Here is a 25,126-nt window from a genome sequence, read left to right on the forward strand (position 1 = left end):
TGATTTTATTTTAAAGACAACTGTCAGGATTAATTTTATACATCAAAATCAAATGAAAATAGGTATCTTTTATAACTGCCTGAGTAGTTTTTGCTTTGAACGTAAAGGTTTTAGATTCCGTCTCGAAAAACAAAGGCTTGTAACTGTCTTCAAATCCTGCGCCCTCTCGACGTTTCCAATGATCTACGTGAGTGGGTTTTGAAAATGCTACACCGCTATCATCAAAAATGCCATATTGCGCAAAATTGTCTATATCGGTATGATTGGTATGTAATTCCGCTCCAAGAACAAAACCAGTTTCTAATGCTGTGGTGAGTAAAACTTCCGTTTCTCCAGCTGCGAGTTTTAAATTGATAACCTTTTCTCTTACTGCCATGTGTTGTATGATTAAAAAAAGCCGTAACTACTTACGTTTACGGCTTTTATTATGATTAATAAACCTTTATTGTTATCGTTTTGCTTGGTGTACTCTGAATTCGAAACGAACATTGGTATCTGAAGCCGCGGTTACAGAAACTCCTTTCGGGTATTCAATTTCGATTTCAAACTCCAAATTGGAACGAATTAAAGGTGAAGTAGAAATACTTCTGAAAAAATTCGTTGTATCGCCCAATAAATCCGTCATTGGCATATCAAGCAAAACGTTTCCATCTTGTTTGATTCTCAGCTCCGCATTTAAAAAAGCAGAATCAAAAAATTTATTTGAATTGATGTTTGTGCTATCCCACGTCTCACTTTTAAGAGTAGCATTTCCTGAACCTCTTAGCACTCTGACGCTGTCAATGATGTAATCACGCCCGGCGTTTAATTTGTTCCCGTCAATATTGGTAATACCTACTTCACGTTTGGTATTCACATCGACAATTCCAACAGTACCCGCTTGCCCTTTGATAGCAACATTCAAATACAAGGTTTTGTCTGTTAATTCTACCTGACCCACTCTTGGAACTGCTCCGTTTCTTTTAGCCTTAATTGTCGCAACCGCTGACGCTAATTCTGATTTTCTGCTCATTGTAATTGTTTTTTGATTGATGATTGATGATTTACACAAACCTTTTACGGCTCTGTGTTATTGTTTTTTTTTCTTTTTATTGGTAAAGTTCATGGTACAAAGCCTCTTCTTCTGCGCCATTTAAACCGCGTTCGTCTTCTGCGTAAATGTCCGCTTCTGCTCCGTGAAGACCATCTTCGTCCAAGTATTCATAACCCACACCGTTTAAACCTTCTTCGGTATGAAAAACGTTTCCTGCTTCATCCATGAAAGTACCGTTTAAACCTTGTTCGTCAATTTCATAAACATGACCATCACCACCCATAAACTGACCGTTTAAACCCTCCTCACATGGACAGGCTAAACCAACCGCTCCTTTTGCAAATAACGTTGCCTTGCCAGTTCCGGTAAGTTTTGAACTCAGGTGCTTGTCTGATACTTTTTTCACTGCAAGTAAGGCTTGAATAACCGTACTACCCATTAATGCTCCTCTGAGCAAATTGTCTTTTGTACTTGTGCCACTTACTTTTGTTGCTCCAAAGGCCGATGCAGCGGCAAAAACAATGTTCATAATTGGGCTTTCAGATTGAGGTAATAATGTACTCGCTCCATTTGATAGCATACCGCCAACAATTCCCCCTCCAATGACTACTACTTCTTTATTCATTTGTTGTTAATTTTAATTATTAATTTTTCTTTGTGGCATAATAAATTCCGCCACCCAAAACCACTGCTCCGACAACATACAAAAGCATATTGTTTTTCTTTGGGGCGCTCACTGCTGTTTGTGCCAAAGGCTGTTCTAAATCTGCCATCTTTTGAGCGTTTACCGCTGTTGGTTGTAAATCCCCACCCGAATTAGCCGTCTTTGAATACGAAACTGCTTTTACCGCAGTAAGTTCTCCCACTGGTTTTGCCACTGGTTGATTATCGGTTAGAATATTTTCAAATGTTTCGGTGTAAGAACTGTTCTGGCTTTGTTCACTTGGAACATCAGCTGCAAAAGATGCAGGAGTAAGACTACTTACCGATTCAATTTGCGGTCTTGGTCGGTTCTCTACGGCACTTACAACCTTTCTACCGAGTGTTGTCTTAGAGAGGGCAACACCTTTTCTAACTGCTTTAGATTTTGCAACCCTGCTGACCAGTTTACCGCCTTTAGAACTTAAAAGTTTAGAAGCAACACCGCCACCAACAGGGATAAAACCCGCTGCAATGGGAGCCGCGAATTTGGTCACCTTAACTGCGTTTTTCAAACTGACATCTTTAAGCCTGATCTTTTTCAAAAAGGACTTTCCTAATCCTGTTTCCTGTTCATTAATAATTATCATACTTCATTGTTTAATTAGATTTCTTTAAAAATAAAACTCCTAATAATGCCCCAATTCCTAAATAAACCGGAAGATTCGAATTTTTCTTTGCAATGGTTTTTGATTTCTTTGCAACGATTGATGATTTCTTTGCAATGCCTTTGCGGTTTGTTTTGGGAGCATTCAGCCCAAAATGGGGTAAATTTACCTCTGTGTCATGTGCCATAATGTGAATGGGTTCTCGATTAGTACTGGTTGTTCCGTCTATAATGAAATAGCCTTGCTTGATATCACCTGATTCCTGATTCAGCGGTACAATAACATATACATGAGTATAGAGATCAGGTCGAAAACTCGGTTGCTTGATTTGCCTTATATAATGCCGAATACCCATATTAACAAGCAGTGAACTTGCAAAAATAGAATAGGTCTTACAGTCAACACCCTGTGCGCGCATTTTGAACGTACAGGCAGGACTTCTAAGCATTTGCTCCACTGCGTCAGCTTTATACTGAATATGATTGTACAGAAACCAATAAATCCGATCACACGTTTCTTTCAATGAACTTTGTTGCAACAGCTTTGCAACTTCCTTTGTCTGATGGTTATATTTTATAACCATTTGTTTTATCATTCTGACAGTATCAAAAGTATTACCGTTGCCGAGGTTAGTCTTATCACAGCTAACCTCTGGAAACAACGGCTCATACTCCTGACCGCCTAAGATGTTCCTTTGTAACAAGTTATCAATATCCATTTATCTCATTTTCGTTCTTGTGTTAGGTTGTTAGGCTTTTCGATTACAAATATTAGAATTTTATTATGAGGTGATGATAGATTGAGAAGGTAAAGCCTGATAATCAATAATTAGGCATCTTCACAAAGGTTTTGCAACGAAATTGCAATTTCATTGCAAAGCTTTTTTCAAAACAATAATTTTGTTACAAAAAAATACCCACTTCTTTGGAGAAGTGGGTAAGTGGTCATGTTTTTTAATCTAAACAGATTGATGATTGGAAATGTGTTATTTTTTACAATGCTAATATAAATATAATCTAAATTTAGCCAAGGTTTTTTTATTTACAATAAATTACACGATCTCACGAATCACTCTAGTTTCTATTTTTATAATTTCGTCATTTATTGAATCGTAATCTAAATCATCATATTCAATGTGGCTAATTATAAAACTAGGAATGTTTATGAATTTGAGTTCTTTTTTATAATTCAAATCAAGCAATTTCCCAAGCGATTCAATCCCATCAATTTCTAATTCAGCATCCCAATCAATTTCGATAAAAAATGGTTCGTCTGTATCGTTCCATCTTTTGCGTTTTATTTTAGCATTTACCCTGATGTGAAATGTTCTCATAATAGTTAGTTTAAAACCGGAATTATTAAAAAATCATAATCAAAAAAAGCATCATCTACTAATATTTTTCTATCGCCATATTTATCCGGAGCAGAAATTATCGAATTACGTTCTAAGCAATCTAACACTTTAAATGCCCAATGATAACCTTTCTTAAATTCAACTTGAAGTCTAGAACCTCTGATGGAATCTTTACCTTTTAGTGAAAGAATTAAATTTATTAAGTCTTCATTATTTACCGTTCCTATAGTTGTTTCTAATGTAGCGTTTACCACTATCTCTTTTATTTTCATAATAAAATAATGTTGTGCTTAAATTATTATTTTAAGCCTTAAAAGTTATTTTGACTGAAAATCGATTTTAAGCCTACTTCTTATAAGGAAAGTATATTTGTCTTTACCGCCATCTATTATCTTCTTAAATAGCTTTATTTTCATTTGTTCGTCGTTTAAGTACTTTGAAAGCTTGTTTGCAGAGGTCAATTTTGTATTTTTAACATCATTTTCCTTTGGATTCTCTAAAACCCGAATAATGAAGTTTCGATTTATATGCGCATTTGTCGGATTATCTGATTTCTTTGCCATGATACTAAAGTTGATTTTGCAATTGTTTTGTTTTTAATTGTTCTTCTCTATACTCTTGAAGAAGGCTTTTTAATTCATCTGAGAGAATATGTCCGTCAGGTTTCCCATTTCTATAGATAAAAATAATTAACTCTTGAGTTGAAATCATTTTTGCAAAAAGCCTTGATCCCGGAGTTGAATTTTTACGAGTCTCATTTAATATTTTATTAATCTCTTTTCGTATATAACCTTCTGAATATTGACTTCTAAATAAGTCTTGTAACTCTGCTTTTTTTCTTATATAATGTAAAGTTTTTAAATTCATAAATTTTGGTTTTACCGGTTATTCAATTTGCTTTACTACTCGTTTTTTGATTGATGATTGATGTTTTTATTTTTTTTCCTTTTTCAGAAAATCACTTAATTCATGTATTCTTTTTGAAGCCGATTTAAAAAAATCTATTTTTAAATTCAGTTGAAAAATTTCTTCTTTCTTAACACTTATGATTCCGTTTAATTTTTCTATTTCTTTTTTTTGCTCAAAATATTTATCAAGTGCAAAAAATAATATTTCAGGTGTAGTTTTAAAATTCTGCTCTTTTCCAACCTTTTCAAGTTGCTTTTGTTGGTTTGTTGTAAAACTTCGGATGTAAGTACTTTTCTTTATCATGTTTTTGAATTTGTAGACTTTTTTTGAATAGATCCGCAGCTGCAGCTTTTCCTGGTTCGTAAAAAAGTCTACTTTTTTTTAAAGGTTAGTTTATGTTTTAATATCCAATTATTAGACCGGCTCCGATATACATAACCGGAATGCCGTCTTGTTTTTCTTGTGGTGATCTTGTGACCGACACGCTAAAATCATGATCGTTTGTATGTTCGCCTTCATAATCCCAAGTGGTTAAACTCGTATATTTTTTACCATTTCCTGCAATTGTGATTTTTTCAGGCGGTATGTTTTCTAAATCGGTTATGCAAATAGATAACCTGCGTAATCTTGATGTTTTCATAGTTGCAACTTTTATTATGTTAGGTTTTCTTTTTCTTCTATTACTTCGATTTCATCAAAAATTCCCATCGGTACAAAAATTTGATTTGCGGTATATAATTCTTTAAATGATTCAAGATTTGTGTCTTCTGTAAAATAAAACGGTTGAGTACAGACAGCGCCAGTAATTGACTGTTGAAAATAAATTACACCAATTCTTTTGCGTCCCCATTGGTCTGCAAAATCTTCTTTTTTTGCTTCTCTTAATTTCATAAATACATACTTTGCCATAATCTTGGTTTTTAAAATGGTAAATCGTCTGGGCGTACTGTTGTTTTTTCTGTTTTAGAATTTTGAGTATTATTGAAATTGATTTCAGATTGTTTTTCGATAGGTTTTATTTCTTGCTCTACTTCCTCAATTTTAATCTCGTTCGTAGTGCTTATAAAAAAGTGTGGAACTGAATTGCCCGCAAAGTTTTTCTTCTTCTTTAATTCGATTCTCCATTGTTTAGCTTTGCAATACAAAACAAGATTTTCACTAAACTTTTGTGAACTACTGGATTTGTTTCCGAGTTCATCTTTGTGGTATGAGAACATTGGGGCTTTTTCTATCCAGTCATTTAAGTTTGATGTATCTGAGAAAAATTCATTGAAAAACTTAACAGTATTATCGCCAATTTGCATCATTGCATTTTTATTGATTAGGGTATCCATTGGAGCCTCGATTTTTTCCTTTTGTTGCAAATAGAACTGTATACATTGAAGCATAAAATTGTAATCCAAATTCCATTCTTTAGAAGAATATTCTTTTGTTAAAATGTTTTTGTCATTAAAATCGTCAGATATTTTTCGAGAGAAAGGGTATTTATTTTCTTCCGTTTTTTCGTGATAATAATCGCTATTATAATATACTAATAACCTGCGTTTTGTTGATGATAACATTTCGGGTGCAAAGTTTGTGGTTGCGCCTACTTTTGCAGAATCATCAAAAGGGATGTTGTATTTTACACCCCCTTTTTGATTGGCAATAAAGTTATCTGTAATCATATTATAGAAATATTCCATAGGCTGATATGGTAATAAATCATCAAACAGCACAAACTTCTTTTTTGGTGTTACACCATCCATCGGGAAATTATCATCTTTCAAAGTTTTACCACCAATTGCAATTGATTCTAACATTGTAAAAAGAGATTTTTGCAGGAATGATTTTCCAGTACCTCCATAACTTCCTTTTACGGAAGAACCACCTGCATAATCCACACCTAAAACCATATAAGCTTTACTTGCACTTTTGTATTGGTGCAATAAATAGCCGACACAATACATTTTGTTAAGCAAATGAAGTTCTTGTAAATAGTTTTCGTTATCGTCCAGTTTTTCACTGTTTATTTTGAAAATATTGGTATCAATTCCGGTTAAGTCTGCATCTTTTTCCCAAAAGATGCGGGAGGTATTAATTAGTACTTTTAAGTAATTACTTGAATTGTCTAAAATCTTAATTCTTTTACGTTCCATTTCATCGAAATAGGTTTCAAAGAATGGATTCGAGACTTCTAAAAAATGATTGATTTTTTCTTCTTCCCAAATATTAACCTCTAAATTTTTAGAATAGTCAACTAAATCAATTTTGTCTTTAGTTATTTTTACAGCTTTATTATTGAAAAAATAGTACTGAAAATCGATACCACAATTGTTTTTTTGATACTCAAAATAAGGTAATGATTTAAGCGAATTTTGATTAAAAAAAGGACTTCTTAAGATCATATTATAGATATTAATATGATGATAATTATCATCAAGCCATTGAGTAACGCAACGCTTTACATCACTTGGGAAAGTTTTTGAAATTAAATTGTTTTGAATTTGAATAAAATAACCGTCCTCTTCTTTTCCAGTATCAGCATTTGCAAAGGGTTGTTTGTATAATCTAAAATTTTTGTGTTTTAAAAAGTGAAGTAATTTTTTAGGATTTAGCTTTACGGTTTTGTTCCCGTAATCCCAAAATTGAAAATTTAAGGCTTGCGATAAAAGTTGTTTAAACTTGTTTTCGACTTTGGTCAATGAATCAGTTTTATGTTTGCAAACCCAGTCTCTCAAATCTTTTTTGTTTTCCTTTTTCAAATATTCAGGTAACCAAAGGATTTTAATGTTTATAAACTGCATTCCCATTGCAACCGCCTGTTTTATTCCTGTTTCGTCTAAATCAGGAACATAGTAGATTGTTTTTACAATTTTGGAAAGTTTAAAATATTCATCCGAATTTATTATTTCCGCTTCTGAGTTGAACCAAATCACATTGTAACCTAATGAGGCTAAATTTAAACCGTCACTTCCACCAGTTGCAATAATTACACTTTCAAGTTTTAACTCCTCAATTTGTTCTTTAATTTTGTTCTTATCGTATTCATTTTTTGCATATTTTTTTGATTCTGCAAGTCTTTCAATTTCATCAAAATCAACCATATTAAAAAGCCGGTCCCATCCGTAAACAACACGAGCAGGTTTGTTACCTAAAAAATGATGCTTGTATAAAAACTCATCACCTTTTGGGGCTTTGGGCTCATACATTTTGCAAAAATCCTTTTGTTTGTACGCGAAAATTGGGTAATTCTCGTTTGCAATAACTGTTTTTAGTTTACCTGTTTTAGTAACTTTACAATAGCTATTCACACCATAGAAATCATATTCTTTGCAGATTTCAGGTGTTAGAAACGGTGCGAAAAACTGATAATTTTCATTTTTTTTTGAATAATCAACTTTATAGAAATCTAGGGGCTTTTTTGTAGGTTCGAATTTAGTTTCTGGTTTGAAAAATTGAGTCTTAGCTTTCGATAAACCATATTTTTGAAACAAATATTCGCAAGCCTCTAAAAATGTGTAATTAAATTCTTTTTTTACATGATCTATTGCGTTAAGTGTTTCTTTTGTAGAGTGATTATATACAACGTATATACCTGTGTTTTCAGTACCCTTTCCTTTTTTATTGGATAGAGTAGTGCTAGCAGTCTCTTCGTTATGAGTTTTAAAATGCTTGCTTTTATTTTCTTTACCAACACTGTCAGGGTAAACCTCGTGAAAGTAAGTAAGTCCATAATTGGAAGCATCCCAGAGTAATTGTAGGTTGTACGGTTGGTTAGTCATTTATAATGGAAATTATAAGTAAGTAGGTTCTAAAACTTCTATGTAGGTCGAATTTGCGTCGTTATAAATCAATAGTAATTGATCATAAATTGCATCAATTTCTTCCTTCTGTTTTTCATTAAAAACAGTCGCAAGTGGTAAATTGTATTTTTGCAATTCAATTCTTTTGATGTAGGTTTTCAGTTGAATTTGAGTAAATATTGACATTATTTCAAAAGTTTGTTTTTAGTTTCTTGTGCCTTCTGTTTTTGCTTTTTAACCTTTGCAACAAGTTTTGCAATTTCCATTTCGACAATATCGTTTGGTTGTTTTCCTGATACAATTTTTTGAATCGAACTCGTAGAATATATATGCCCATCCGAGTTATATATACCCTTATTAGATAAATGAGGAATTATTTTGGGAGAATATTGTTTTCCAAGGATTTCAATTATTATCTCTTTTTGATTACAGCTTATCATTTTATGATGGTATTTCAAATTGGATTGAATAGTTGTGATTTTCGTATAATTCGCGTAAATCTTTATTTGTAAGATCATCCGTGGATGGAACATAAATTATTTTAGAACTGGATTGATAGCGGTACAATTCTTTGATTTTCCGGTGCAGTCGGTATCTTCTATTTTGCTTTTTTTTCTCAGTTACCATAATTGAATGTTTTTAAAAATAAATTGTAGATTTTTTTTGCATGCGCTTCTTTCTGCAGAAACGACCGGTTACAGAAAAAATCTACTTTTTGAAAAAGAAACCCTTAATATTCGCTAAACGCTGCAATGAAGCTTGCGTACTTAATCATTTATTATATGAAAAACGAACCAATCCAAATGACCGTTTGGAAAGGCAATGCTGTTGTGAATTTCAAGTTTAACGAACCTAACTCTTTATTATTAAGTATTGCAATTGGGGTACTCGCTTATGCTTGTTTAAGTACAAAACGCATTGCTTAGCGAAATTTGAGGGAGGTTAAACTCCCTCTTTTTAAGGGTTTCAGTATTTCTATGAACAATAAAAAGAAACCACAATACATTTACATTAAGAACACATCCTTTAATGTGCTATGAAAATGAAACCTTTAGAAATTTCAATTTCCAAAGGCGATGCGGTATTAAAACTTGTAGTAAATCAGAAAAATGCAGAACAACTTTTTGTTGCTTTTGCTCTCGGAATTTTGGTTTACACTTGTTTAAGCACAAAACGCATTGCTTAGCGAAATTTAAGGGAGGTTAAATTCCCTTTTTTTAAGGGTTTCAATATTTCTAAGAACAAAGCCAATATTCTTAAAGTTTGGCACTCGTTTTGAATTACATATTAATGGAATATTGTATTCCAATAATTTGTAACTTGCAGGTTGTTTTTTGATCTGTTTTTAAGCGGGTTTCTATCCGCTTTCAAGAACAAATATATAAACTTAGTTTCGATTATTCGTGATTAAATATGAACTTTTTTTATATTATTTATAATATCGCTTTTAAATGACTAAAATACAGAGGGTTAAGAAAATTTGTAAATGGTTGATCTTTATGGATTATGCTGATAATGATGCTGATTTAGCAAAAAAATTAGGATATACTAAGTCTTCATTTTCCCAAATAATGAATGAAAAAGTTCCATTATCAGATAAGTTCTTAAATACAATAGTTAATACTAATGAAAATATAAACAAAGTTTGGATTAATGAAGGGGTTGGCGAGATGCTAATAGATCGGAATATTGACCCAATATCTCTCGATGGAAATGCTATTGATAAGATAAAAGAGTTGGAAGATCGGATAAAGTTTTATAAAGAAAAGATAGAATTTGTCGAACGAAAATTACAGGATTGTGAAGACGAAAAAAAACGTATTAAAACTATTAGCTAAATGGCTATGTAGTAATTAAGTATAGCGAAATTTAAAAAACTGGGTTAATAATTTGACCAAGAACGAAATTAAGGGAGATTTCAAGTAAGCCAAAATTTAGGTTTTGGCTTATTTTTTTATCTTTTTTATATCAAGTTTCCAAATATTAGGAAACCAATAAATAAAAGGAAACTAAAAGGAAACAAATAAAAATAAGATGAAGTCAGTAAAAACGGGCTTTTTCGCTTAAGTTTCCAAAGTTTCCAAATTTTTAGATAAAATAAACAGGGGGTGTAAGGGGGAATATAAATCTAGGGACTTATGAGAAAAGAAATTGAATAAGGTGTTTTGAATAAACTAGCTACCCGCTTATTCCTTATTTGCTGTCGCAAATACATCATAAACGGGTAGCTAGTTTATTCAAAACGAGTTTTTATACAATCGCTTCGCTATTGTGATTTTGGTGCTTAAATCCACTCATTTGTCTTTTGATGGGATCGGGGTGTAAGGGGTAAAATTACATTAGCGATTTACTCCGAGGAGAGTTGAATAATTACCGTCCGAGAGAGTTGAATAAGGTGTTTTAAATAAACTGGCTATCCGCTTATTCCTTATTTGCTGTCGCAAATACATCATAATCGAGTAGCCAGTTTATTTAAAACGAGTTTTTATACCAACCGCTTCGCTATTGTATTTGGAGCGAAAAAGTGGCTGTTTTTGTATGTTTTTTTGATTTGCAGAGAGTAAAAAAAACGTGCGAAGCCTTGATTTTATTGAAGTGCCTCTCTGCAATCCTGTGTCAAATTTGTGTCAAAAACAATACAAAATGGGCGTTTTTTAGAATATAAGTATTTGATATTTAATTTGTTGTGATTTTAAGATTGAGGAATTAAAATCCCTTCCTCTCTGCAAAAGCCTTTTGTGATTTCACAAAAGGCTTTTTTTATTGTACTATATCGGAATGTAAATATCAAATTTGGCTCCGTGATGTAGTTTTCCTGTTGCTGTAATCATACCATTGTGGTTTTCAACAATTTTTTTGGCAATAGCTAATCCAATTCCTGTTCCTTTATAATCAGATTTATTGTTGAGTTGCTGAAACATTTCAAAAACCCGTGTTTCAAACTGAGAGTCAAACCCAATACCGTTATCGCGAATTATAATATGACAGTAATTAGCTGGTGATGTTATTGTAGTTTTTGAGTTAGTATACGCGCTTTCAATAGTGATGTGAGGAGCTTTTTCAGGTATTGAGAATTTAAGAGAATTGCTTATTAGATTGCATATTAATTGGTCAAACTGTGACGGTATTACATGTGCTTTACAGTTTCCGAATATTTCAATAATTGCTTTTTTTGCCGTTATTTCTTCGTTTAAATTTTTGAGTACTTTATTTATAATGTCATTAAGATTGATGTTTTCAAACTTCTTTTCGGTTCCATTTGTACGGGAATAAGTCAATAAATCGTTGATAAGTGCCTGCATGTGTGAAGCAGAAACTTCGATACGATCAAAATAAAATTTTCCTTTTTCAGTTAAATTTTGATATTCATCAGTGACGATTCTGTTTGCAAAAACCTGTATTTTTCGTAAAGGTTCCTGAAGATGATGACTTGATATGTAGGTAAAGGCCTCAAGCTCTTTGTTGGCGAGAATTAATTCGGCTCCACGTTTTTCTTTTTCCTGATTCTGAAAAGTAAGCTCTATATTGGCAATAACAAGTTCTGCTGCTCGTTTTTCTTTTTCTTTATTTTGAAAGATGAGTTCTTTGTTTGCAATATCAAGTTCTGCTGCGCGGTTTTCTTTTTCTTTGTTTTGGTAGGCAAGCTCCGTATTTGCTATGACAAGTTCAGCAGCGCGCTTTTCTTTTTCTTGGTTCTGATAGGCTAATTCTGCATTTGCAATAACGAGTTCAGCCGCCCGTTTTTCTTTTTCCTGATTTTGAAAAGCCAGTTCAGCATTGACAATAATTAATTCGGCAGCACGTTTTTTACGCTCTTCTATCTGTTGAGCCAGTCTTTTATTAACAAGAAGTAGCTCATCGTTGTGATTTGCTTTATTTCGTTCTGAAGAAATACTAGCATCAGGTGGGGTATCTTTTTTTTTATTCATGCTTTTCTCGCAGATTTATTCAAATATAGACGAACTGAACTGAATGGCTTTGTTTTAAATATAATAACTTGATTTATAATAAAAAAAATAGCGGAATCGCACAAAATACACAATTTTAACTCATAGGTTTTTTCTTTCTATTTTGATTAAAGATTTTGATAAGAGTTGCCTTTTAGAAAAGAAATTTTCAAAACCATGTAGCATTTTAATGAAACGATCGTCTTGATCTTAAATACCTGAATTATCGGATTTACAAAAATGGCCACTAGTAGAAAAGATATAAGAGGGAATCAATCATCAATCAAATTTTAAATCAATCACCATCATGAAAATCAAATTTTCTAAATCCCTGTTAGTTTCCTTTTTAACGATTTTAATTACGCTTACTGCTAATTCTCAAAATCAACAACATACGGATAGTATTGATGTTTTTCTAAAAGATAAAATGAAAAAACTTCATATTCCAGGTCTTCAGCTTGCTGTTGTTCAGAACGGAAAGATTATAAAAAGAGAAAGTTACGGCATTGCCAATATCGAAAATGCAGTTAGCGTAACAGAGGAGAGTATGTTTTCTATTAATTCTTGTACAAAAGCATTTGTTGGTGTTGCTGTAATGCAACTTCAGGAAGAAGGAAAACTCAATATCAATGATCCTATTTCTAAATATTTAGATGATATACCGGTTACCTGGAAAAGCCTGAGAATTAAACAATTGTTTGCTAATATCTCCGGACTCCCGAACATTATCGATGAAAAAGAAAATTTACTGGCAGATACAGAAAATGGTTCATGGGAAATGGTTAAAACACAGCCAATGGAGTTGTTTAATACCGGAGATCGTTTTCGTTACAATCAAACAGGATATGTTATTATTGGAAGGATTATTAATAAACTAAGTGGAATGCATTTTACTAAATTTATTGAAGAACGCCAGTTTAAAGCAGTTGGGATGAAACAAACCCGTTTTGGAGACTCGAATGATATTATTCCGCATTCAGCGGGTGCTTATACTACTCAGGATATTGTTAACGGGAGATGGGTTACAACTAATGAAATAAGAAGCAGCTACGCCAAATTTCCGGAGTTTTTTAGAACCTGTACAGGAATAATCTCTACATCTGGCGAAATTGCGCAATGGATTATTGCCTTAGAAAACGGGAAATTATTAAAGCAAAAATCAAGTTTAGATGTACTTTGGCAACCAGCACTTCGAAACAACGGACGTGTAGGCGGATTTAATAAATTGGTAAACGGATATGCATTGGGCTGGCCAACAGTAACCAGAGAAGAACATCCTGCAGTTGGTCCAATTGGAGGCATGAGATCTGCATTTTTTGTGTACCCAAAAGATGATCTTTCTATCGTTGTTCTAACCAATCTTCAAGGTGCAAATCCGGAATGGTTTATAGATGAAATCGCAGGTTATTATATTCCAGATATGAAAGAAGCAAATGGTTTTGGATTATCACCTTCAGTAAAAAAATTAAGAAAAGAATTAATTGCTTCAAAGTACAGCAATCCATTAAAGGTTGCTGAAAATTTAAAAAAGAATGATTCTGGTTTTTATCTTGATGAAAATGAATTAAATGATTTCGGATATAAATTATTATCAGAAGGAAAATCAAACGAAGCATTAAAAATCTTCAAACTTAATGTAGATCTATATCCAAAAAGCGGAAACACATATGATAGTTATGCTGAAACATTGGCAGGTTTAGGAAACAAAAAAGAGGCAATTAAAAATTACAAACGGGCATTTGAATTAAATCCAAAGAATTTAAATGCACAGGAACAAGTAAAGAAACTGGCAAGTTTATAAAATGTTCTTCAAAAGAAACCCCTTGTAGAAATGTATCTGCAAGGGGTTTGTTTTTGTTTAAGATTAAATCTAAAGCTTAATCTCAAACAAACTAAAAGAACCTTCTTTATAATGTTCCGGTAATTCGTTTGTCCATTCGATAGTGCTGATTCCTTTGTAATCGAAACCACAACTTGTGTAGTATTTATTTATTCTTTCGTTTCCGCTATGTGTGTCAAGTCGAATGTATTCTTTGTTGTTTTCTTTGGCATATTTTTTAACCCATTCAATGATTTTTTTCACGTATGATTGTCCTCTGAATTTTGGATTGGTTGCAATACGATGCAAATAAACGGCAGGATCTGCGCTAGCTTCTTTCCAGATAATTAAATCATTAAATGTGAGTACAAATGTACAGGCAATTTCATTTTCTTCTTTGATGATAAAATGACGATTTTCGGCAATTTCTTTTTCTATTAACGCTCTTTCAAATCCTCTCCAGCTTTTATTATTGACTGTTTTTTGATAAGATGTAGCATCATTATAGATATCGAAAACAGCATCGATATCCTGAGTTGTAGTATTAAAAAATTCCATTATTTAGGGTATTCTGTAGATTAATGAATCCTTCAAAGGTAATTTTTCATCTGTTTAAAAAGGATGAAAAATTTAGTTTTAACTTTTATCATCAGAGTTAAGCCATACTACATTTTGTTCTGATTTGTGATTTTGACCAATAATATCTTTATACAATTCTGGTCTTCTTGCTTTTATATAACGGTTTCCTCCTGCCTGAATACACTTTTCAGGAGTAATTACAGCGGTTGTGTAAGCATCATCAAAAGAACGGCATTCGGCAATTATATCTCCAAACGGATCCACAATCATCGAACAGCCATTTTTTAACTGATCATCATCCATACCAATTGGATTTGAAAAAACGGCATAAATAGCGTTATCATAAGCTCTGGCCGGCAACCATTTCATTAACCAGTCACGACCTTTCATTCCGTCAAATTCTAATCGTAAAGAGGTTGGATCTGTTTCGCGGTTCCTCCAAAGTTCAGGAGCCACAAAACCGGCACCAGGTCGGGTAGAAGGAGTACACATCGTGACGTGTGGCATAAAAATAATATCGGCACCCAGAAGTTTTGTAGCACGAACATTTTCGATAATATTGTTGTCGTAGCAAATTAAAATTCCGCATTTCCAGCCTTTAATATCAAAAATACAATAGCGATCTCCAGCGGTTAAATACGGATTTATAAACGGATGCAGTTTTCGGTATTTTGCGATTAAACCATTTTTGTCGACACAAACATAGGCTTTGAATAAATTATCGTTTTCATCTTTTTCAAAAAGACCTGCCAATATTATAATATCATTGTTTTTGGCAATTTCTGTAAGTTTTAGAATGCTTTCTCCATCCGGAATAATTTCTGCTAAATCTAACATTTGTTCTTTCGATAAATGTCTGGCAAAAGTATATCCAGTTACAGAACATTCATGAAATGAAATTACATCGCAGCCTTCACTGGATGCTTTTTGCGAAAGTTTTTCAATTACAGATAGATTGTAATTTTTATCACCGCTTTTATTTTCGAACTGAGCGGTGGCTATTTTTAGATTTTTCATTTTGTACGCTTTTAATTGGAGTCAAAATTAGCGTTCACAAAAATCTATAAATTGTATAAAACCGACATTTTAAAATGTGCCGGGAAGTGTTTTGATAAGATTGTTGGTTAATTTTCCAGTACTATATAAGTATTCTCTTGGTGATATTCCGGTATGTTTCCTAAATTCTTTGATCAGATGTGACTGGTCTGAAAATCCTGCATCATAACAAATTGTAGTTAGATTGGTATCATCAGATTTGTCTTTTAGTAATTTTAAGAAATGATGGAGTCTTATAACGTTTCCAAATTTCTTCGGATTTAATCCGATGCATTCTTTAAATTTTCGTTCTAAATGTCTTTCGGTATAACCCGTATAGTCGGTTAGTTGTTTTAGAGAAAAATGACCTTTACTGGCTACAATAAATTCTAAAGAATGATTTATTAATAATTGATTTGAAGCAGGTTTTGTAACGATTAGATTTTTAAAAAAATGGTTTAAAAGTTCTGTTCTTGCCCTATTATCTTGTTCTGATAATTTTTCCTGAAGAACAGCAGCTTTTTGTCCCAATATATCTTCAATCGGGATAATGGAATCGCGAAATTCATGAGCAGGAATTCCTAACAATTGATGTATTCCGTTGGGCTTAAAAACGACAATGATCAAGGTTATTTCATTATCAGAATAAAGGTTTTTAAAACCATTTAATTGCCCATATATAAAAGAAGCAGGCAGATATTTTTTTACTTCAAGATCATCAATATCAGATATCAGCTTGCTTTTTACAGAAAACACAACACCAGTATTACCATCAGAAAACAGGCGAAATTTTTGAATAGCAGTTTCTGTACTATCTAAGAATAAATAGTGTTTTATGTAGGGTGATAATTCTTTTGGTGGTGAAATTTGCATATTCTAACAGATGTTACATACATAACGTGTTACTTGATCAGATTTTTATTGTTGAATCTTGAAGAATCAAGTTTAGCAAAATTAAGCATATTTTTTCTGAAAGAACGAAAATATCATAGCAGTACTAAAGATGTTTTGAAAACGGATTTCTGTTTCTTAAAAACAATTAATCCTGCAAAATCATTTTTACTTTAGATAGAATACGATCAACAAACATTTTGTAAGCGAGTTGCGATGGATGTAAACCATCTGAAGCCACTAAACTGGGATTGTTAAGGCCTTGACGTGTAATATCTGTAATCGAAATAAAAGATACACCGTTGCTTATGCAAATACTTTCAGCAAAATTGTTGTACTTGTTTATTTCATTTGAAGTGTTTGTTCGATAGTTATCACCGTAATTTGATGCAAATGGGGTATAAGCATAATCAGGAATAGAAAGTACCAATACATTTTTTGCGTCACCTTTTGCCAATGCTATTGCCTTTTTTAATACTTGTGGAAACTCTTTTTCATAGACTGAAAAATCCATATGCTGGTATTGATTGTTTACGCCAATTAAAAGTGTAACCAAATCGTAATTAGAATCCGGATTTTGAGTGTTTATTGCCGAAATTAAGTTTGAAGTTGTCCAGCCTGTTGTGGCAATTACTTTTAACGAAAAATTAGTTTCAGGATAAATCGCCTTTAAACCTGATTTTAATTGTTCAGGATAGCGACAGGTTTCACAAACACTTTGGCCTATTGTATAACTATCTCCTAACGCCAAATAATTTATTGTGGCCGGAATTGGTGTATTAGAAATTTGTGTTGTTGGAGGGGTAACAGGAGATTCTGAAGCGGTTTCTTCAGAACTACAGCTTAAAAGGAATATAGACAGGATAACGATAACTATTTGTTTGAAATGCGGTTTCATAATTTGTAAAAATTAAGTTTCGGTTCATTCTAAACAAATAGTTACGTTGTATAACTTGTTTTGGTTTTACACCATTTCGGTTTTCATTATAATCTCTTCTTCAATAGCATTCCAGAGTCCGATTCGTTTTTCTAATGCCAGAATCGAAATTTCTTCGACTTCTTTCCATTTCTGAGCATCATCTTCACATAAATCAGTGATCATTTGCATAGCCATTGGTCCGTGCTCATCTGCATCAAGTTCTATATGTCTCTCGAAATAATAAAGCAATTTGCTTAAATCAGTATCCGGCAGGTTTTTTTGAAAGTTTTTAAGGATTTCTGTAAACATACTCGGAATCAGATCTTCTCTTCCAAAAGTAAAAGCAGCAGCAATTTCGTGTGGTTTTCCTTGCTCGATAACTCTAAAAGTAAAATCCAGGAAAGCTTTTACATCAGGATGTAACGCGCTTTGTTTTATAGCAACAAAAATGTTATGAAGTGAATTTACCTGCGATAAAAAGGTATTAATTCCTGTAGTATCAGCACCACAATCTTCCATTGCTTCAAGATACATTTCGTAATGGCTTTGTCTTCTTCCGTCAAGAGTCAAATCAGTTTCTTCGGCAAGAACAATTTCATTGATTAAATATCTTGTTTCAGGATTTTTTGTAGCAAACCAAGGAGTTGTTGTACAGGTAAGTTTAGCTTGTAAAGCTTTTAATAATGACATAAAATCCCAAACGGCAAAAACATGACTTTCTAAAAAACTATGTAAATCGTTGATGTTTTGAATTTTACTGTATAAAGAATGTTGTAAAAGTTGATCTTTTTGAGGTTGAATGCTATTGTTTATAGTTTCAATATTCATTTTTGTAAATTTTGTGCAAAGATAAAAAGCTTCTCGGTTAGAAGAAGCTTTTTGTATTGATTTTGTATATATTTTAATAGTTGTTTATGATTTAAAAGCTGGAATCCCAGTTACATCCATTCCCGTAATCAATAAATGAATGTCATGAGTTCCTTCATAAGTAATAACACTTTCAAGATTCATCATATGTCGCATGATGGAGTATTCGCCGGTAATTCCCATTCCGCCCAACATTTGTCTTGCTTCGCGGGCTATATGAATTGCCATGTCTACATTATTACGTTTTGCCATCGAAATTTGTGCTGTAGTAGCTTTTCCTTCGTTTCTTAAAACACCTAAACGCCAGGTTAATAATTGAGCTTTTGTGATTTCGGTTATCATTTCGGCCAATTTTTTCTGTTGTAATTGTGTTCCTCCAATTGGTTTTCCAAACTGAATTCTTTCTTTCGCATAGCGTAAAGCGGTATCATAACAGTCCATGGCTGCTCCAATTGCTCCCCAGGCAATGCCGTATCTTGCAGAATCCAGACAACCAAGCGGAGCTCCTAAACCTGATTTATTTGGCAATAGGTTTTCTTTAGGAACTTTTACATTATCAAAAATCAGTTCTCCTGTTGATGATGCGCGAAGAGACCATTTATTATGAGTCTCAGGAGTTGTAAAACCTTCCATACCGCGTTCTACAATTAAACCGTGAATTCTGCCTTCTTCATTTTTTGCCCAAACAACAGCAATATCAGCAAAAGGCGCATTCGAAATCCACATTTTGGCACCGTTTAAAAGATAATGATCACCCATATCTTTAAAATTGGTAATCATACTTCCGGGATCAGAGCCATGATCAGGTTCTGTTAAACCAAAACAGCCCATGAATTCTCCTGTTGCCAGTTTTGGTAAATATTTCATACGTTGTTCTTCGTTTCCATATTTCCATATAGGATACATTACTAATGAAGACTGAACTGACGAAGTAGATCTTACACCAGAATCACCACGTTCAATTTCCTGCATAATTAATCCGTAAGATATTTGGTCTAAACCAGCACCTCCGTATTCAACAGGAATGTAAGGTCCGAAACCTCCAATTTCTCCTAAACCTTTTATAATTTGTTTTGGAAATTCTGCTTTTTGAGCAAATTCTTCAATAATTGGAGAAACTTCTCTTTTTACCCAAGCACGAGCCGACTCGCGAACTAATTTGTGTTCATCTGTCAGTAAATCGTCAAGGTTATAATAATCCGGGGCTTGAAATAAATCTGGTTTCATTTTCGATAGTTTTAGAAAAACAAATTTACATAATATAAATATAACAAAACAATGATAAATTGTTATATTTAAGCAGGTGCAAATAAAGAAAAATAGTATAAAAAAGAAATTAATTTTAGTTTATTGAAAATTTATAAGCTATTTTTGAGATTCAAAAAATAAATTAAATGAGGCTGATCATCTCTTTTTTACTCTTTTTTGTTCTGAATACTGCATTTTCTCAACAAAAAGGTGCTTTAACAGAACGGGAATATTTAGTACTACAAGATAAAATCCGATTAAATATTAATGTAAATGTTGATAGTGCTATTGTGTATGCCAATAAAATGGCAGAATCTAGTAATTATAAACATTTGGTTTTTTCAAACGGAGCATTATCATATTTATTTCAGCTGCAAGGAAATTCAGTCCTGTCTAAACAAAAATATAAACTGGCATTTCAGTATTTAGATAAAATGCCGGATTCACGGGATAAAATACAACTAAAATCGTATTTATATAATTATGGTGGATTGGCAGAATGGAAAAGAGGAAATTTTAGTGCAGCTTTAGAAAATTATCAACAGGGTATAAAACTTTCGGTAGAAATTGGAGATATCATTCAAATTGTAAAGTTTAAAAATAATATCGCTTCGATAAATAATGCAGTTGGTAATTATCGTTTATCGATCAAGAATTTAAGGCAACTCAATGATTTTGTTGATAAAAATGAAAGTGTTTATACTAAGGAACAATTTTTAAATAATAAAAGTAATATTAACCTGAGTTTAGCGGGTGCATATGAAAATTATTATGTAAAAAATTTGGATCAAAAAACATTGCTCGATTCATCTGAATATTTTTATAAAAGGACGATCAGTTATTCTCAAAATTTTACAGATAATAAAATTGTAGCCAAGTTAAGTTTAGGGAACATTTATAGTTGGAAAAAAGATTATAAAAATGCCGAAAAAACGTATTATGATATTATATATCTGGCGCATCAAAACAATATGCCGGATATGTTATGTTCTGCAAATTACAATTTAGGTGATATATACTTTACAACAAAAAAATACGATAAGGCATTGGTGTTTTTTAAAAAATCGGATTCAATTGGCGCTATAACAAAAACAAATGAAGTAGATTATTTAAAATCAAATTATTATCAGGCTAAAATTTACAATATTCTTAAAGAGCCTGATTTAGCTTATAAACATTCAAAAATTTATTTGGATAATTATGAAAAAACGGAGGCTAAATTAAATGATCAGGTTTTAGAAGTAAATTATAAGCTTGGAGTAGGAGATTTGACTGAGGAAATGGTTACCATTCAGGAAAAATACAAATATGATGTATTTTTAAACAGAGGACTGAAGATTTTCTATGTACTATTATTTATTACTGTTGTTTTTTTCCTGATTAAAAATGTAAGGGATAAAAATAAGGCACATAAAAAGATGAATGCTTTGATTGAAGAATTTAAAGCCAATCTAGAGAAGAAAAATCAGCCTGAAATTCCAGTAGCGGTCTTTTCAGAGCCAGAAGAGGCTCAGCTTAAAAAAGAAAATGTTAATTTAAGTATTGATGAGGCAAAAGAAAATAAAATAGTAGAAAAATTACTGGCCTTAGAAAGCAAACATGAATATCTGAATGCCGATTTTACTTTGTCTTATGCTGCTAAAAAAATAAAAACGAATACTACTTATCTCTCTTATGTAGTAAACAAACGATTTGGTAAATCTTTTGGAGAATACTCGAACGAACTTAAAATTAATTATGTTATTAACGAGATGATTACCAATCATATGTATCGAAAATACTCGACTCAGGCTATTGCGGAAAGTGTTGGTTTTAAAAATGCGGTTTCATTTGCTAAATCATTTCGCAAAAGAACCGGAGTATCTCCGGCTCAGTTTGCGAATAATATTTAAACCTTAAAGTCTTCTAATTTTTGTAGCAGAAATTAGTTTGCTCCCTTTCCTGTTTGTGATGTTGGGTCAGTGTCATCACCTCCACGAACAGTCTTTTGTTGATTTTTAGATAATTTTTCGGACTTAAAATCTTCAAATTTTAATTTAGAATCTTTCATGTTTTTAAATTTTAATAACTTAATTACTTCCTTTTCCTACTCCAATAGTTGGGTCTATTGATGTTTGCACAGTCCCTAACGGCAGTGTTACATCTATTGTTACATCCCCTCCATAAACTGCTTTCTGTTGATCTTTAGATAACTTTTCAGTTTCAAAATCTATGAAATTTATTTTTTTATTTCCCATTTCTTCTATAATAATTATAATTATGTCTAAGCCTTTTCTTTAAAATTTCCAGATTTTTTTATTGTTGAAGATTATATTGTTGGATTTTTTTCTGGAAATTTTAGATTATTTTCATGAAAATCTTCAAAATTTGGTTTCAGGTTTTACTACTTATCAGTCACTAGCCAGATCCTTTTCCAGTTTTAATTGTTGGATCAGTAGAATCGTCTCCACCTCCACGAACCGTTGTTTGTTCTTTTTTTGATAGTTTTTCTACCCTAAAATCTTCGAATCTTAATTTTTTATTTTCCATTTCTATAGTATTTAATGCTTATTATATTCTTTTATATCTATTCGATTTCTATCATTTTGATTGAAAAAGTTGCCTTCTCAGAGAACAGATTTTGTTCTTTTTTTTAATGATTTTTCATTTGAAAATCTTCCGGTTTTAATATTTGATTTGCCATGTTTTTTTGCATTAGTGTTATTGACTTATCAAAACTAGACAAAAACCAAAACCCTTAATCGAGATTAGGGTTTTGAAGCTTTTGTGTGAAAAATAATTAATATAATTTATTGATTTACAATTGATTAATTGTTGTATTCAGACTGATATAATTTATAAATTGTATGTAGTATAATTAATAAAATGTGTACCATGAGCACTTTTTTTCCAATAAAAACTACAATATTTGCAGTGTAATTATGATTTTAAAGATCCAAAAACATGTTAAAACTTGTCCAAAAATTTCTACAAATAAATAGATACTCGGAGATTAAAAATGAGTTTAAGGATTTGTTTCTTTCTCATCCAAATTATCCAAGTTTATTTGCAATAACAGATTCTCTTGATTTATTGTCTGTCGAGAATGCTGCGGTAAGAGTTTCGAAAGAACAGATAGTTGATTTACCATCAAATTTTTTAGCCTACTTTAAAGAGGAACTCATATTAGTAGAGAAAGCAAAAAATTTTGTTCGTATCAATACTATAAAAAAAGGAAGTTTAAAAATGTCATATGAAAAGTTCCTTTTAGACTGGAATGGAGTAGTGGTTGCCATAGAACCAAATAATGTAGTTGCCAGAGAAAATTTGAAAATAGAATTCAGCTGGTTAAAATATGGTTTGCCTCTTTTATTATTAGTTGGATTATCATTTTTTTATAATACATATAACTTATTTAGTCTTGTTTTTTTAATGACTACAATTTTAGGACTTGTAGTAAGCATTTTTATAGTGCAGGAAAAATTGGGTTTTAAAAATAGTATCATTTCAAGGATTTGTAACCTTAGTTCAAATTCTTCATGTAGTTCTGTTATCAATGATAGTCAGATTGTTGAAAACAAATGGATTAGTGTACCTGATTTACCACTGATTTTTTTTAGTGCAAGTTTGGTTGCTATTTTGGTTCAGCCTTTAAATTCGGCAATATTTGTTGGTTTTTTAAGCTTATTAGCTATTCCTATTATTGTATCCTCAATTTGGATTCAAAAATTTGAGATTCAAAAATGGTGTGTAATGTGTTTAATAGTTTCAGCTTTGATTTTTGTCCAAAGTGCGATATGGTTTGCTTCAGATCTTTTTACGCTGACTTTTAGCTTCGAAACTGTTTTTCCATTTTTATTAGCTGTTGCTCTTTTAACTCCAATTTGGTATGTGTTAAAAGGAATTATAAAAAACATTCTGGCTACAGAAAGTGCTCTTAAAGAAACAATAAAATTTAAACGTAATTATTCGTTATTAAATTTTTTATCTAAAAAAGTACCTAGTACAAAAGGACTTGAAGATTTAAGAGGTTTGAATTTTGGAAACAGAAATGCAGTTGTTAAACTTTCAGTAATAATAAGTCCAAGTTGTGAGCATTGCCATAAAACATTTCAGGAATCATTTGATCTTGTATTGAGATATCCGGATAAGATTTATTTAAATGTTTTGTTCAATATTAATCCTGAAAATGTAGATAATCCATATAAAACAGTAGTCGAAAGACTTTTAACCATAAACAGATCGACTCCGGGGAAAACTGTAGAAGCGATTTCAGACTGGCATATTAAAAAAATGAGCCTGAAAAAATGGTTGAAAAAATGGCATGTAGAGAATGTTAGTATGATGATTAAACAGGAAATAAATAAACAATATGAATGGTGTTCTAAAAATGATTTCAATTATACACCAGTAAAAATTGTAAATGAAAAAATATTTCCAAATGAATATGAATTAAGTGAACTGAAATATTTTCTAAACGATTTTATTGAGGAAAAAGAAACAGTTCTTGAAAAAATAGCATAAAAGTTAATAATAGACATAAGCTTCAAGTGTCTTAAAATGATTGAAGTATTTACCAAAAAACAAAACCAAAAAAACCATGTTAGAAAAATTTTTAAAAGCAGAGGGAACTCAAAAACTAACAGAAAAAGAACAAAAAAACATTCAGGGAGGAAATTATCCACCAGGTATATGTTATGATTATCACATAGGATACTACAAATGCTAAAGATGTAATGTTCTAAAGAAACAGAGAAGAGATTAAACTTCTCTGTTGATTAAAAAATACAGATTTAAGGAATTAGTAGTTCTTCAAAATGAAAAGGATATAAAAAAATGATATTATGTTAAAGAAAATTTTGAATCTGGAAAACGCTCAGCATATAAGTAAAAGTGAGCAAAAAACAATAAAAGAAGGGATTTTAATTCCTCAATCTTAAAATCACAACAAATTAAATATCAAATACTTATATTCTAAAAAACGCCCATTTTGTATTGTTTTTGACACAAATTTGACACAGGATTGCAGAGAGGCACTTCAATAAAATCAAGGCTTCGCACGTTTTTTTTACTCTCTGCAAATGCTCCGTGTTTGGTAATTGAAATACCTGAGTTTGGTGTAAGTGGTGTAATGGTACAATCCGGACATGTAGGATCTACCGGACAGCTGGTGCATGGCAGCGGGTCTGTCGAGGTATTGGTCACATCATCTCCTTTTGGATCTTTTCCTGTAGCAGTGGCTAAATTATATACCATACCGGCATCGATATCTGCCTGGGTTACGGTGTGGATTGCTGTAAATGTTGTGCTGTCTGAAGCTCCAACAGCTAAACTTGCCAATGGCCCTCCGCTTACTACTGCATTGTTATCGGTTACAGTGATGTTGGTCAAGGTTGTATTACCTGTGTTTTTAACGACAAAGGTGTATTTTACCTGATCTCCTACATTGGTTTT

Annotated in this window: 33 protein-coding genes; 7 read left to right on the forward strand and 26 right to left on the reverse strand. The window is 32.0% G+C overall.

Annotated features, from left to right (window positions below):
- Nucleotides 1-10: 10 nt before the first annotated feature.
- From A4F88_RS21705 to A4F88_RS21775, 15 genes are all read right to left on the reverse strand, one after another.
- Entirely contained in the window at nt 11-376 is a 366-nt protein-coding gene (locus A4F88_RS21705) for a hypothetical protein (RefSeq protein WP_068844859.1), read from the reverse strand.
- A gap of 72 nt (nt 377-448) precedes the next feature.
- On the reverse strand, nt 449-1,012 hold the full coding sequence (locus A4F88_RS21710) for a hypothetical protein (RefSeq protein WP_068844860.1): 564 nt from the start codon (nt 1,010-1,012) through the stop codon (nt 449-451).
- A gap of 76 nt (nt 1,013-1,088) precedes the next feature.
- Nucleotides 1,089-1,658, reverse strand: coding sequence for a hypothetical protein (locus A4F88_RS21715; protein ID WP_068844861.1), 570 nt, complete (start codon nt 1,656-1,658; stop codon nt 1,089-1,091).
- A 19-nt stretch (nt 1,659-1,677) separates the two neighbouring features.
- Entirely contained in the window at nt 1,678-2,322 is a 645-nt protein-coding gene (locus A4F88_RS21720) for a hypothetical protein (RefSeq protein ID WP_068844862.1), read from the reverse strand.
- A 10-nt stretch (nt 2,323-2,332) separates the two neighbouring features.
- Complete coding sequence (locus A4F88_RS21725) at nt 2,333-3,058, reverse strand: transglutaminase-like domain-containing protein (protein WP_068844863.1); 726 nt, start codon at nt 3,056-3,058, stop codon at nt 2,333-2,335.
- Between the two features lie 333 nt (nt 3,059-3,391).
- Nucleotides 3,392-3,673 (reverse strand): hypothetical protein, encoded by a 282-nt coding sequence (locus A4F88_RS21730; protein ID WP_068844864.1) that lies wholly within the window; start codon nt 3,671-3,673, stop codon nt 3,392-3,394.
- A gap of 5 nt (nt 3,674-3,678) precedes the next feature.
- A complete protein-coding gene (locus A4F88_RS21735; RefSeq protein WP_068844865.1) occupies nt 3,679-3,966 on the reverse strand; it encodes a hypothetical protein in 288 nt (95 codons plus the stop codon).
- Between the two features lie 45 nt (nt 3,967-4,011).
- Nucleotides 4,012-4,257 (reverse strand): hypothetical protein, encoded by a 246-nt coding sequence (locus A4F88_RS21740; RefSeq protein ID WP_068844866.1) that lies wholly within the window; start codon nt 4,255-4,257, stop codon nt 4,012-4,014.
- A 4-nt stretch (nt 4,258-4,261) separates the two neighbouring features.
- Entirely contained in the window at nt 4,262-4,561 is a 300-nt protein-coding gene (locus tag A4F88_RS21745; RefSeq protein ID WP_068844867.1) for a hypothetical protein, read from the reverse strand.
- 66 nt (nt 4,562-4,627) lie between these two features.
- Entirely contained in the window at nt 4,628-4,906 is a 279-nt protein-coding gene (locus tag A4F88_RS21750; protein WP_068844868.1) for a hypothetical protein, read from the reverse strand.
- Nucleotides 4,907-5,003: 97 nt separating this feature from the next.
- Nucleotides 5,004-5,243, reverse strand: a complete 240-nt coding sequence (locus A4F88_RS21755) for a hypothetical protein (RefSeq protein ID WP_068844869.1) — start codon at nt 5,241-5,243, stop codon at nt 5,004-5,006.
- Between the two features lie 14 nt (nt 5,244-5,257).
- Nucleotides 5,258-5,512 (reverse strand): hypothetical protein, encoded by a 255-nt coding sequence (locus tag A4F88_RS21760; protein WP_068844870.1) that lies wholly within the window; start codon nt 5,510-5,512, stop codon nt 5,258-5,260.
- 11 nt (nt 5,513-5,523) lie between these two features.
- Nucleotides 5,524-8,367 (reverse strand): primase-helicase family protein, encoded by a 2,844-nt coding sequence (locus A4F88_RS21765; RefSeq protein ID WP_068844871.1) that lies wholly within the window; start codon nt 8,365-8,367, stop codon nt 5,524-5,526.
- Between the two features lie 12 nt (nt 8,368-8,379).
- Nucleotides 8,380-8,574: a hypothetical protein gene (locus A4F88_RS21770; protein ID WP_068844872.1), complete on the reverse strand. Its 195-nt coding sequence runs from the start codon at nt 8,572-8,574 to the stop codon at nt 8,380-8,382.
- A complete protein-coding gene (locus A4F88_RS21775; protein WP_068844873.1) occupies nt 8,574-8,828 on the reverse strand; it encodes a hypothetical protein in 255 nt (84 codons plus the stop codon). The genes A4F88_RS21770 and A4F88_RS21775 overlap by 1 nt, the downstream gene beginning before the upstream one ends.
- A 312-nt stretch (nt 8,829-9,140) precedes the next feature.
- On the opposite strand from A4F88_RS21775, the gene A4F88_RS25515 reads away from it, so the two are divergent.
- The 3 genes from A4F88_RS25515 to A4F88_RS25690 all read left to right on the forward strand — a co-directional run bounded on the left by A4F88_RS25515 (nt 9,141) and on the right by A4F88_RS25690 (nt 10,226).
- Nucleotides 9,141-9,314, forward strand: coding sequence for a hypothetical protein (locus A4F88_RS25515; protein ID WP_162268807.1), 174 nt, complete (start codon nt 9,141-9,143; stop codon nt 9,312-9,314).
- Nucleotides 9,315-9,430: 116 nt separating this feature from the next.
- On the forward strand, nt 9,431-9,574 hold the full coding sequence (locus tag A4F88_RS25520; protein ID WP_156062674.1) for a hypothetical protein: 144 nt from the start codon (nt 9,431-9,433) through the stop codon (nt 9,572-9,574).
- A 265-nt stretch (nt 9,575-9,839) separates the two neighbouring features.
- Entirely contained in the window at nt 9,840-10,226 is a 387-nt protein-coding gene (locus A4F88_RS25690) for a hypothetical protein (protein WP_068844874.1), read from the forward strand.
- 930 nt (nt 10,227-11,156) lie between these two features.
- Here the strand turns inward: A4F88_RS25690 and A4F88_RS21785 are convergent.
- The gene (locus A4F88_RS21785; RefSeq protein WP_082815828.1) at nt 11,157-12,317 is read right to left on the reverse strand and encodes a sensor histidine kinase; all 1,161 of its coding nucleotides are present in this window, start codon (nt 12,315-12,317) and stop codon (nt 11,157-11,159) included.
- A gap of 325 nt (nt 12,318-12,642) precedes the next feature.
- Here A4F88_RS21785 and A4F88_RS21790 point away from each other — a divergent pair, with 325 nt between their 5' ends.
- Nucleotides 12,643-14,136 carry a serine hydrolase gene (locus A4F88_RS21790; protein WP_082815829.1) on the forward strand — a complete coding sequence of 498 codons (1,494 nt, stop codon included), beginning with the start codon at nt 12,643-12,645 and terminating at the stop codon, nt 14,134-14,136.
- 69 nt (nt 14,137-14,205) lie between these two features.
- Here A4F88_RS21790 and A4F88_RS21795 read toward each other — a convergent pair whose 3' ends face one another.
- The 6 genes from A4F88_RS21795 to A4F88_RS21820 all read right to left on the reverse strand — a co-directional run bounded on the left by A4F88_RS21795 (nt 14,206) and on the right by A4F88_RS21820 (nt 19,672).
- A complete protein-coding gene (locus tag A4F88_RS21795) occupies nt 14,206-14,712 on the reverse strand; it encodes a GNAT family N-acetyltransferase (RefSeq protein ID WP_068844875.1) in 507 nt (168 codons plus the stop codon).
- Between the two features lie 78 nt (nt 14,713-14,790).
- Nucleotides 14,791-15,750, reverse strand: a complete 960-nt coding sequence (locus tag A4F88_RS21800) for a nitrilase family protein (RefSeq protein ID WP_068844876.1) — start codon at nt 15,748-15,750, stop codon at nt 14,791-14,793.
- A 69-nt stretch (nt 15,751-15,819) separates the two neighbouring features.
- Nucleotides 15,820-16,641, reverse strand: coding sequence for an AraC family transcriptional regulator (locus A4F88_RS21805; protein ID WP_068844877.1), 822 nt, complete (start codon nt 16,639-16,641; stop codon nt 15,820-15,822).
- A gap of 166 nt (nt 16,642-16,807) precedes the next feature.
- Nucleotides 16,808-17,557, reverse strand: coding sequence for an SGNH/GDSL hydrolase family protein (locus tag A4F88_RS21810; protein WP_068844878.1), 750 nt, complete (start codon nt 17,555-17,557; stop codon nt 16,808-16,810).
- A gap of 66 nt (nt 17,558-17,623) precedes the next feature.
- Nucleotides 17,624-18,406, reverse strand: coding sequence for a DUF3050 domain-containing protein (locus A4F88_RS21815; RefSeq protein ID WP_068844879.1), 783 nt, complete (start codon nt 18,404-18,406; stop codon nt 17,624-17,626).
- Nucleotides 18,407-18,490: 84 nt separating this feature from the next.
- Nucleotides 18,491-19,672, reverse strand: coding sequence for an acyl-CoA dehydrogenase family protein (locus A4F88_RS21820; RefSeq protein ID WP_068844880.1), 1,182 nt, complete (start codon nt 19,670-19,672; stop codon nt 18,491-18,493).
- Nucleotides 19,673-19,839: 167 nt separating this feature from the next.
- On the opposite strand from A4F88_RS21820, the gene A4F88_RS21825 reads away from it, so the two are divergent.
- On the forward strand, nt 19,840-21,585 hold the full coding sequence (locus A4F88_RS21825; RefSeq protein ID WP_068844881.1) for a helix-turn-helix domain-containing protein: 1,746 nt from the start codon (nt 19,840-19,842) through the stop codon (nt 21,583-21,585).
- A gap of 32 nt (nt 21,586-21,617) precedes the next feature.
- Here the strand turns inward: A4F88_RS21825 and A4F88_RS25525 are convergent, their stop codons facing one another.
- From A4F88_RS25525 to A4F88_RS25535, 3 genes are all read right to left on the reverse strand, one after another.
- On the reverse strand, nt 21,618-21,743 hold the full coding sequence (locus tag A4F88_RS25525; protein WP_143155096.1) for an rSAM-modified peptide: 126 nt from the start codon (nt 21,741-21,743) through the stop codon (nt 21,618-21,620).
- 19 nt (nt 21,744-21,762) lie between these two features.
- Nucleotides 21,763-21,930 carry a hypothetical protein gene (locus A4F88_RS25530; RefSeq protein WP_156062675.1) on the reverse strand — a complete coding sequence of 56 codons (168 nt, stop codon included), beginning with the start codon at nt 21,928-21,930 and terminating at the stop codon, nt 21,763-21,765.
- A gap of 160 nt (nt 21,931-22,090) precedes the next feature.
- Nucleotides 22,091-22,222, reverse strand: coding sequence for an rSAM-modified peptide (locus A4F88_RS25535; RefSeq protein ID WP_143155097.1), 132 nt, complete (start codon nt 22,220-22,222; stop codon nt 22,091-22,093).
- A 414-nt stretch (nt 22,223-22,636) separates the two neighbouring features.
- On the opposite strand from A4F88_RS25535, the gene A4F88_RS21830 reads away from it, so the two are divergent.
- The gene (locus A4F88_RS21830; protein ID WP_068844882.1) at nt 22,637-24,196 is read left to right on the forward strand and encodes a vitamin K epoxide reductase family protein; all 1,560 of its coding nucleotides are present in this window, start codon (nt 22,637-22,639) and stop codon (nt 24,194-24,196) included.
- A 76-nt stretch (nt 24,197-24,272) separates the two neighbouring features.
- Entirely contained in the window at nt 24,273-24,401 is a 129-nt protein-coding gene (locus A4F88_RS25855) for a hypothetical protein (RefSeq protein ID WP_262494460.1), read from the forward strand.
- Nucleotides 24,402-24,646: 245 nt separating this feature from the next.
- Here the strand turns inward: A4F88_RS25855 and A4F88_RS21835 are convergent.
- Nucleotides 24,647-25,126: DUF7507 domain-containing protein (locus A4F88_RS21835; protein ID WP_245179192.1), on the reverse strand; the 480-nt coding region annotated here is incomplete at its 5' end.

It is taken from the genome of Flavobacterium chilense, from assembly GCF_001602525.1.
GTDB lineage: Bacteria > Bacteroidota > Bacteroidia > Flavobacteriales > Flavobacteriaceae > Flavobacterium > Flavobacterium chilense.